The 8,445-nt window shown below is 70.3% G+C and carries 10 protein-coding genes and 1 tRNA gene; 5 read left to right on the top strand and 6 right to left on the bottom strand.

Annotation, left to right across the window (positions count from 1 at the left end):
* From JF597_RS04985 to JF597_RS04970, 4 genes are all read right to left on the bottom strand, one after another.
* A partial coding sequence (locus JF597_RS04985; protein ID WP_293989524.1) for an N-acetylmuramoyl-L-alanine amidase occupies window positions 1-721 on the bottom strand: 721 nt, incomplete at its 3' end.
* 256 nt (window positions 722-977) lie between these two features.
* Complete coding sequence (locus JF597_RS04980; protein WP_256122924.1) at window positions 978-1,628, bottom strand: polysaccharide deacetylase family protein; 651 nt, start codon at window positions 1,626-1,628, stop codon at window positions 978-980.
* A gap of 26 nt (window positions 1,629-1,654) precedes the next feature.
* Window positions 1,655-2,323 (bottom strand): glycoside hydrolase family 11 protein, encoded by a 669-nt coding sequence (locus tag JF597_RS04975; protein ID WP_293989519.1) that lies wholly within the window; start codon window positions 2,321-2,323, stop codon window positions 1,655-1,657.
* A gap of 181 nt (window positions 2,324-2,504) precedes the next feature.
* Window positions 2,505-2,873, bottom strand: coding sequence for a helix-turn-helix domain-containing protein (locus JF597_RS04970; protein ID WP_069763897.1), 369 nt, complete (start codon window positions 2,871-2,873; stop codon window positions 2,505-2,507).
* A gap of 105 nt (window positions 2,874-2,978) precedes the next feature.
* Here JF597_RS04970 and JF597_RS04965 point away from each other — a divergent pair, with 105 nt between their 5' ends.
* The 4 genes from JF597_RS04965 to JF597_RS04950 all read left to right on the top strand — a co-directional run bounded on the left by JF597_RS04965 (window position 2,979) and on the right by JF597_RS04950 (window position 6,814).
* Complete coding sequence (locus JF597_RS04965) at window positions 2,979-3,629, top strand: NAD(P)H-dependent oxidoreductase (RefSeq protein WP_293989527.1); 651 nt, start codon at window positions 2,979-2,981, stop codon at window positions 3,627-3,629.
* Between the two features lie 186 nt (window positions 3,630-3,815).
* Window positions 3,816-4,043 (top strand): hypothetical protein, encoded by a 228-nt coding sequence (locus JF597_RS04960; RefSeq protein WP_293989515.1) that lies wholly within the window; start codon window positions 3,816-3,818, stop codon window positions 4,041-4,043.
* A gap of 116 nt (window positions 4,044-4,159) precedes the next feature.
* On the top strand, window positions 4,160-6,313 hold the full coding sequence (gene helR / locus JF597_RS04955; protein ID WP_293989513.1) for an RNA polymerase recycling motor ATPase HelR: 2,154 nt from the start codon (window positions 4,160-4,162) through the stop codon (window positions 6,311-6,313).
* Between the two features lie 141 nt (window positions 6,314-6,454).
* Window positions 6,455-6,814, top strand: coding sequence for a hypothetical protein (locus tag JF597_RS04950; RefSeq protein ID WP_293989511.1), 360 nt, complete (start codon window positions 6,455-6,457; stop codon window positions 6,812-6,814).
* A 57-nt stretch (window positions 6,815-6,871) separates the two neighbouring features.
* Here JF597_RS04950 and JF597_RS04945 read toward each other — a convergent pair.
* A tRNA-Arg gene (locus tag JF597_RS04945) sits at window positions 6,872-6,944 on the bottom strand.
* Window positions 6,945-7,084: 140 nt separating this feature from the next.
* Between JF597_RS04945 and JF597_RS04940 the strand changes: the two genes are divergently transcribed.
* The gene (locus tag JF597_RS04940) at window positions 7,085-7,798 is read left to right on the top strand and encodes an SDR family NAD(P)-dependent oxidoreductase (RefSeq protein WP_293989509.1); all 714 of its coding nucleotides are present in this window, start codon (window positions 7,085-7,087) and stop codon (window positions 7,796-7,798) included.
* Between the two features lie 197 nt (window positions 7,799-7,995).
* Here the strand turns inward: JF597_RS04940 and JF597_RS04935 are convergent.
* On the bottom strand, window positions 7,996-8,445 hold a 450-nt coding region (locus tag JF597_RS04935; protein WP_293989507.1), incomplete at its 5' end, for an IclR family transcriptional regulator C-terminal domain-containing protein.

Genomic DNA, 8,445 nt, shown 5'->3' with positions numbered 1-8,445 from the left:
CGGTGAGGTTGGTGCCGGCCATGTAGCTGACGTGGCCCTGCTTGGCCCCGGGATCGGTCTTGGCGGCCTTGACCAGCCGGGACAGGTCCACGCGGGGCTTGCCCGCCGGCTTCGTCGGCTCCGTCTTGCCGGGCTCCACCGCCAGTTGCTTCTTCACGGCGGCCCGGAAGTCGTCCATGTCGAAGCTCGGGTCGATCTTCCCCGGCTGGCATTCCTTGTGCCCGGCGACGGACTTCTCGCTCCAGCCGTGCGCGCGGCAGATCGCGGCCGCCCACAGCACGGCCTGCCGGTACTGCGCGTTCGGGTAGGGGTCCCCGCTCTTGCCGAGGTTCTCGATCTCCAGGCCGTACAGACAGTCGTTGCCGTCGGCCGTGGCCGCGTCGTCGTGGGGGAGCGGCTTCTCCTCGCGGAGCGCGTTCAGGACATCGATGTCGGCGTAACCGGCGTGGTTGGTACGGCCGTTGCCGATCATCCACAGCCCGGCGGTCTTGCCGAGCCAGGCGTGGCACAGCGGTCCAGGCAGGTCGGATCTGCCCTTGTAGCAGAGCTCCTTGTCGTTGTGTCCGCCGGTGTGGTGGATCAGCACCCCGATGACGGGACCGAAGGACTTCCCGGACGCCGCGTCGCGGTTGTGGGTCTTCCAGCCGGCGTGTTCGTGCACGGTGAGGCCCTCGGCCTTCAGCGCGGCGAGCATCTTCGCGGCGGACAGGGGTGTGGCCATGGCTGCGGTTCCCTCCGGGGGCGCGACGAGAAGACGTCAAGTGGCGTTCGTGTCTCGTCTGTTGACGTTCCGTTGGCACTCAGGGGGACGTGCCGCTGCCCATGATTGCGGCAACATCGCGCCACGCGGGGGGAATCGCGGCATTCACAGCCGAACGGGGACCGGTCCTCGTCCGCAGGAGTTACGGACCGTGTTCGGCGCGGCGGCCCGAAGGACTACGACCGCCGCGCCGAGGCGGGGTCGCCGTGGCCGTGGGTCAGCCCGGCGCCACCGCGCGGCCGGTCTGGGGCGAGATCATGCCGGAGCACAGCCCCTTGGCGGCCAGTGTCTGCGCGATGCGCGGGATCGCCGCGCGGGTGTTGGCGGGCCAGTCGTGCATCAGGATGACCTGCCCGTTGGTGAGCCGCCCGACCGCCGCGACGATCGCGTCGGTACTGGCGTTGTTCCAGTCCTGCGAGTCGACCTGCCAGAGGACCTCGGTCAGCCCGTACTTCGCCTCCACGGCCTTCACCGTCGCGTTGGTCTCGCCGTACGGCGGTCTGAACAGCCTGGGCGTGCCGCCGCCCGCGTTCGCGACGGCCTGCTGGGTGCGGGAGATCTCGGAGTCGATCGTGGCCTGGCTCTGCTGGGTCAGATGCGGGTGCGTGTAGCTGTGGTTGCCGACCCACATCCCGGCGCTGACCTGGGCCCTGACGAGCGCCGGGTTGGCGGCGGCGTACTGGCCCTCGTTGAACATGGTGGCCCTGAGGCCGTACTGCTGGAGGGAGTTGAGCAGGGTGGTGGTCCCGCTGCCCGGGCCGTCGTCGAAGGTGAGTCCGACGTATCCGGCGCAGGCGGCGGCCTGTGCGGGGGCAGCGGCGGCGGGAGCCGCGAGGGTGCCGGCGGCGGCCAGAGCGGCGGCGGCCATTAACGGGAGGTGCGACCGGGCCCTCATCAGGACACCGTGATGTTCGAGCTGCCGCTGCTCTGGTAACCCTCGGTCGCGAGGATCATGTAGTACTTGAAGCTGCCCATCGGCATGCCGGCCCGGGCCCACGCGTCGAAGTGGTTGCCGGTGGTGATGGTGCCGCCGGTCCGCCTCGACTGCCGGACGCTCCAGTACTGGTTGAAGGTCTTGGTGCCTTCCACGGACGGGGCGTTGTAGCGGGTGGTCTGGTAGATGTCGTACGTCCCGCCGTCGCTGGTGACCGTGCCCTTGTACGTTCCCGTGGGCCGGTAGGTGCCCCAGTTGTCGACGACGTAGTACTCGACGAGCGGGTTCGAGGTCCAGCCGTAGAGGGCCAGGTAGGCGTTGCCGGACGGGTTGAAGCTGCCCGAGTAGCTCACGGTCCTGCGGGAGCCGTTGCTCCAGCCCTTGCCGGCCACGAAGTTGCCGGTGTTGCGCCAGGAAGTGCTGTAGTTCCCGCCGGAGTTCAGGGTCATGGAGACCGTGCCCTGGGCGTCCGTCCAGAACGAGTAGTAGTAGCCGTTGTCGGTTCCGGTCTGATTCGTGGTGATGACCGTGGCCGCCTCGGCGGTGCCGGGCAGGGCCAGGGTGGCGCCGGTGGCCAGCAGGAGACCGCAGACACTGCGGCGCGTGGGGTGTGCGGGTGTGTCAGTCATGCCCCACAGTTTTGGTCTGCCCCTGTCAAGCGTCAACAGTTTCGGCAGATGTTTCGAATGCTTCGAGATCCCTCTCACCTGAGGAAATCGGCGAAATCTTTCGGAAGATCGCGGAGGGCGAAGATCGGAAAGGTCAACAGATCTTCGAATGTTTCGAAGACTTTCCGGAGCGTATTCGAGGCTAGTGACCCTTGGTCGCGCACGGAGGCGCGTCCCGCAGATGATCCTTCGCCCAGTCGGCGAGCTCCCTGAGGGCGGGCTCCAGCGCGGCTCCCGCCGCGGTCAGCCGGTAGGAGACCCGCAGTGGGGGGCCCTCGTCGACCTCGCGGAGCACGAGCCCGGCCGCGCCCAGCTCGACGAGCCGGTCCGCGAGCATGCGCTCGCTGAGGCCGGGGATGGCCCGCCGCAGCTCGGAGAAGTAGGTCGGCCGCCCCATCAGCACGGCGAGGATCGGACCGTTCCAGCGCTTGCCGAGCAGTTGGAAGACGCGGGTGATGCCGTCGTCGACCCGCTTGCACGGTTCCTGGTCGTGGATCTGCTCGGCCGTCATGGGTGCAGGGTACCCCTCTGTCGTATGCTGCTGAAAAAAAGTAAGTACCTGTGCTAGATATAGCTAGGTACATATCCTCAGCTCATTACCGCGATGGAGAAGCTCATGGTCACCCTGCTGCACATCGACTCGTCCGTCCTCCCCGGTGAGGCATCCGCCTCCCGCGCCGTGACCGAGGCCTTCAGCAAGACCTGGCAGGAGCAGCACCCGACCGGCACGGTGATCTACCGCGACCTGGCCGTCGACCCGGTCCCGCACATCACCGCCGACGCCCATGCAGCGGGCTTCGCCGACCCGGCCACGCACACCCCCGAGCAGGCCGCGGCCTTCGCCGCCCGCCTGGAGCTCATCGAGGAACTGGAGGGTGCGGACGCGATCGTCATCGGCGCCCCGATGTACAACTTCACGATCCCGTCGACCCTCAAGGCATGGCTGGACAACGTGACCCTCTTCGGCCGCACCGGCGGCGAGGACCCCTCCGCCAAGGGCACTCCGGTCACCGTCGTCGCCAGCCGGGGAGGCTCCTACGGCCCCGGCACCCCGCGCGAGTCCTACGAGTTCGTCCAGACCTACCTGACGGCTCTTCTGGGAGGCGCTCTCGCCCTCGACGTCGACTTCATCGTCCCCGAGATGACCCTGGCCCCGCACAACCCGGCGCTCGCGGAGTTCATCCCCCTCTTCGAGGCCTCCCGCGCGCAGGCTCTCCAGGACGCGGAGGCCGGGGCGAAGACGCTCGCCGAACGCTTCGCGGCCTGAGCCGCAAGGGGGCATGGGACGGCGTAGAGAACGACAAGGCAGGAGAAACAGCAAAGGCAAGGAGGTCACCCCACTCCTTGCCACTCTCAACGTATAGCGCACCGGGGGGCTTGCGGCAAGGCCCCGGTGCGGGCGCAGACTTACCCGCCTGAGCCGGAGGGCGCCGGAAAATCGGGAGTGGGTCGAATGCGCGCAGTTATCTCCTCGGCCGGCCTGGCCCTGATCGACGGGGCGGACGACTGCTTCGCCGTCGGCGAGGCCGGCCACCAGGTACTCTTCCGCCGGGTCGTCGCCGTCGTCCACCACGGCCGCCCCGGCCGGAGTGCCCCAGGTGGTCGTACCCCAGATCCTGGACGGGCCGAACCGGGCATCGGCGGGGCGCACGGCGGTCCCACGCCGACGTACGAGCGCTGACGGCAGCGCTCGCGAAGGCGGCGGCGGAGTCGCTGCTGGACATGGCCGGCCGGGCGTGCTCGCGCGTGGCCGGCCCTCGTGGTCGTAGAACATGACCTCACATCGGAGCTGCTGACTTGAATTCCCTGCCCACCAGCGTGTTCGCCCTTCCCGAGCGCCTCGCCGCCAAGGCCGACCCGACGCTGACCGCCGCCGACGAGCGGCACTTCGCGGCCATCGCGGAGTGCCTGGAGCAGACGATCGCCGACCTGTCCGCCACGCTCGACGCCACCCGCAGGGCGCCCGGCGGCATCGGCCAGGAGGCGATGGACCGGGACACCGAGATCCACCGGCTCAGCGCCCGGCTGCGCACCCTGCGCCGCTTCGGCCTGGACCTGTGCCTCGGGCACATGGTCGCCGCCGATGACCCCGAGCCGGTGTACGTCGGACGGCTCGGCCTCACCGACAGCACGGGCCGCAGGCTGCTCGTCGACTGGCGGTCCCCCGCGGCCGAACCGTTCTTCGGGGCCACCCACGCCAATCCGATGGGGCTGGCCAGCCGCCGCCGGTACCGCTGGACGGGCGGCCGGATCAGCGACTACTGGGACGAGGTGTTCGCCCCGGACGGGTTCGCCGGGCACCACGCCTCGCTCGACGACCAGTCCGCCTTCATCGCCAGCCTGGGCAGCGACCGCTCGGAACGGATGCGGGACGTCCTCGGCACCATCCAGGCCGACCAGGACGCCATCATCCGCGCGGGATCCCGCGGCGCGCTCGTCGTCGACGGCGGTCCCGGCACCGGCAAGACCGTGGTCGCCCTGCACCGCTCCGCCTACCTCCTGCACGCCGACCCGCGCCTCGGCCACCGCCGCGGCGGTGTGCTGTTCGTCGGCCCGCACCGGCCCTATCTGGCCTACGTCTCCGACGTGCTGCCCAGCCTCGGCGAGGAGGGCGTACAGACCTGCGTCCTGCGGGATCTCGTGGCCGAGGGAGCCACAGCGGGCGTCGAGACCGACCCGGAGGTGGCCCGGCTGAAGTCCTCCGCGGACCTGGTGAAGGCGATCGAGAAGGCCGTCAGGTTCTACGAGGAGCCGCCGACCGAGGGCATGACCGTCACGACCCACTGGTCCGACATCCCGCTGACCGCCACCGACTGGGCCGAGGCCTTCGACGCGGCGGAAGGCGCCCCGCACAACGACGCCCGCGACCAGGTCTGGAACGAACTGCTCACCATCCTGGTGGACCGGCACGAGGGCGACGCCCCGGAGAACCTGCTCCGCAAGTCCCTGCGCCAGAACAGGGAGCTGCTCACGGCCTTCAACCGCGCGTGGCCGCTGCTGGAGGCGGCCGACCTGGTATCGGACCTGTGGACGGTCCCCGCCTATCTGCGGATGTGCGCCCCCTGGCTCGACCGCGACGACGTACGCAGACTCCAGCGCGCGGACAGCCAGGCCTGGACGGTGTCCGACCTGCCGCTCCTGGACGCGGCCCGGCAGCGGCTCGGCGACCCGCGGACCTCGCTCCGCAAGCGCCGCAACGAGGCCACCCTCGCCGCCCAGCGCGAGCACATGGCCACGGTCGTGGACAACCTCAGCGCGGTCGCCGACGACGATTACGGGATGGGCCTGGTGACGATGCTCCGCGGCGAGGACTTCCACCACGCCCTGGTGGACGAGAACGCCCTGCACACCGCCGACCCGGACCTGCTCGCCGGCCCCTTCGCGCACGTCGTCGTGGACGAGGCGCAGGAACTGACCGACGCGGAGTGGCAGATGCTGCTGCTGCGCTGCCCGTCCCGGAGCTTCACCATCGTCGGGGACCGCGCCCAGGCGCGGCACGGCTTCACCGAGTCGTGGCAGGAGAGGCTGGAGCGGGTGGGCCTCGACCGCGTGGAAATGGCCTCCCTGAGCATCAACTACCGCACCCCGGAAGAGATCATGAAGGAGGCCGAGCCGGTCATCCGCGCCGTCCTTCCCGACGCCAACGTCCCGACCTCCATCCGCAGCACCGGCATCCCCGTCACCCACGGCTCGACCGCCGACCTGACCGCGACCCTGGAGACCTGGCTCGCCGCCCACCCCGACGGCATCGCCTGCGTCATCGGCGACCCCGCCTTCCGGGCGACGCCCCGGGTCCGCTCCCTTCCGCCGGAACTCTCCAAGGGCCTCGAGTTCGACCTGGTGGTCCTCGTCGACCCGCAGAACTTCGGCGAGGGCATCGAGGGAGCGGTGGACCGCTATGTGGCGATGACCCGGGCGACGCAGCAACTCGTCGTACTCACCGGTCCCTGACCGCCGTGCCCGTGGGCGGACGGCGGACATCGGGACGGTGCCGACCCACCCCCGTGCCACACCCTGATCAAGGCCCACGACACCCGCGCGGCCGACCTCGCCCGGCCGTGCCGCCGGGGACGGTGCATAGAATCCGGTCCCATGCCGAACCCTGACGAGCTGATCGTTGACATCGCCGCCCTTGTGGAGTCCGGGCGGAGCAGTCACATGTCCCTGACCGTGGTCACCGGTGGTGCCGTCATCACCGGGCGACTGGCTCCCGAAGCCATGTGGAGGCAGCGGGTGTCGGAGGTGCTGACGGACTCCTCCGACCTGGGTGAGTTCTCCGCTGTCTTCGCCACCCCCGTGAAGAAGGACGGGCCGCCCACGCATCTGCACTTCCACGTCGCCCGGATCCTTCAGGGCACGGTGGGTATCCCGGAGACGGGCGGGATGTACCGCGTCGCGATCGCGGACGTCAGCGCCTGGACCGTGGGTGACTTCAGCTACTCCGACCACTGACACGCGCAGCGGCCCCGGACGAGGAGTCCGGGGCCGTGTGCGCCTGGCAATGCGGGGTGCCCCCGGCAGGATTCGAACCTGCGACACCGGCTTTAGGAGAGCCGTGCTCTATCCCCTGAGCTACGAAGGCGGGCTGGTCGGACGTGGTGCGATGCTCTCCACAGGGTCACCTGAGCAGACAACGCGACGCACCGACGGCTGACGAGTCATAGCGTAGCGGATGCACGTCGGCGAGGGTCCTCCTATAGGGGGCCACCGGAGAGGACTGACATGGCACTGATCCTGGTGACCGGCGCAGCCGCCGGACTGGGGCGCGACACCGCGAGCGCGTTGGCCGACGACGGGCACGACGTCGTCGTCCACGTCCGGAACCCGGCCCGGCTCGCCGACGCGGAGGACACCGGCCGGTGGAAGGGCGTCATCACGGGGGATCTCGCCGATCTCGACGAGATCCGCGACGTCGCCCGGCAGGCGGGCGCGTTCGGCCGCTTCGACACCGTCATCCACAACGCCGGCACCATGAACACCCGTGACGCGGGCACGGTCAACACGGTCGCGCCCTATGTGCTGACGGCCCTGATGGCCAAGCCGGCCAGGCTCGTCCACCTCAGCAGCTCCATGCACCGCAGCGGCTCGACCGATCTACGGGAGCTGGCCGCCGGTTCCGCGTCCTACAGCGACAGCAAGCTGTGGGTCACCACCCTCGCGCTCGCTTTCGCGTCCCGGTGGGAAGGAACCACGAGCCACGCGGTCGACCCCGGGTGGGTGCCCACGCGGATGGGCGGTGCCGGCGCACCGGACGATCTGACGGAAGGGCATCGGACACAGGTGTGGCTCGCCACGCACGACGACGTGACCCCGCGCACCGGTGGCTACTGGTACCACCGCCGGACGCAGACACCGCACCCGGCGGCGGGGGACGAGGAGTTCCAGGCCCGCCTCATCGGGTTCCTGGAGAGCCACACAGGCGTTCCGCTCGACTGACGCGGGTGGGCAGGCGGCGACGCCGCCCCGGACGCCTGGCGACGCTTCGGCGCCCTGATCGTCCAGTCCCTCGAGGCCCCGGCGCGCGGCCCCCTGCCCGCCTCACCCGGGCACGAGCTGCTCTACAAGGCCATGCTCCGCGCCGGGCAGGGCACCTCCGCACCGCCATCGGGCAAGAGCGGCTGACCTCGGGGGCGTCAGAGGAGGGGGACCCGGGTGAAGTGGCTCGCCGCATGGAGTTCGGTCTCCACGCGGGTCGCCGTCAGGCGCAGTTCCGGGAGGATCTCCGTCACGCACTCCTCGGCCGTGCGGCCCGCCGCGTGCAGGGCCACGTTCACGGCGGCGACCACCCGGCCCGTGCGGTCGCGGACGGGGACGGCGATGGTACGAAGGCCGTCCTCCCAGTTCTCGTCCAGCAGGGCGTAGCCCTGGGTGCGGACCCGGTCGAGGTCGGCGGAGCGCTCCGTGTCGGCCAGCAGGACCCGGCCCAGGGAGGTCGCCGAGGCCGGCAGGCGGGTGCCGGTCCTGATGTCCACGCCCATGATCCGGGGGGAGACGGCCCTCGCCGTGTACTGGATCTCCGCCCCCTCGCCCGATCCCGGCGGCACCAGGACCGCCAGTGCCGTCGACTCCCGCACCCGTGCCGA

Source organism: Streptomyces sp. (assembly GCF_019510245.1).
GTDB lineage: Bacteria > Actinomycetota > Actinomycetes > Streptomycetales > Streptomycetaceae > Streptomyces.
This window is presented reverse-complemented; position numbering and strand designations above follow the sequence as displayed.

Coding starts and splice junctions, on each gene's coding strand:
- JF597_RS04975 (WP_293989519.1), bottom strand. CDS start 2,323: ATGACTGACACACCCGCACACCCCACGCGCCGCAGTGTCTGCGGTCTC.
- JF597_RS04980 (WP_256122924.1), bottom strand. CDS start 1,628: ATGGCCGCCGCCGCTCTGGCCGCCGCCGGCACCCTCGCGGCTCCCGCC.
- JF597_RS04960 (WP_293989515.1), top strand. CDS start 3,816: ATGCGCGCAGTTATCTCCTCGGCCGGCCTGGCCCTGATCGACGGGGCG.
- JF597_RS04940 (WP_293989509.1), top strand. CDS start 7,085: ATGGCACTGATCCTGGTGACCGGCGCAGCCGCCGGACTGGGGCGCGAC.
- JF597_RS04950 (WP_293989511.1), top strand. CDS start 6,455: ATGCCGAACCCTGACGAGCTGATCGTTGACATCGCCGCCCTTGTGGAG.
- JF597_RS04970 (WP_069763897.1), bottom strand. CDS start 2,873: ATGACGGCCGAGCAGATCCACGACCAGGAACCGTGCAAGCGGGTCGAC.
- JF597_RS04965 (WP_293989527.1), top strand. CDS start 2,979: ATGGTCACCCTGCTGCACATCGACTCGTCCGTCCTCCCCGGTGAGGCA.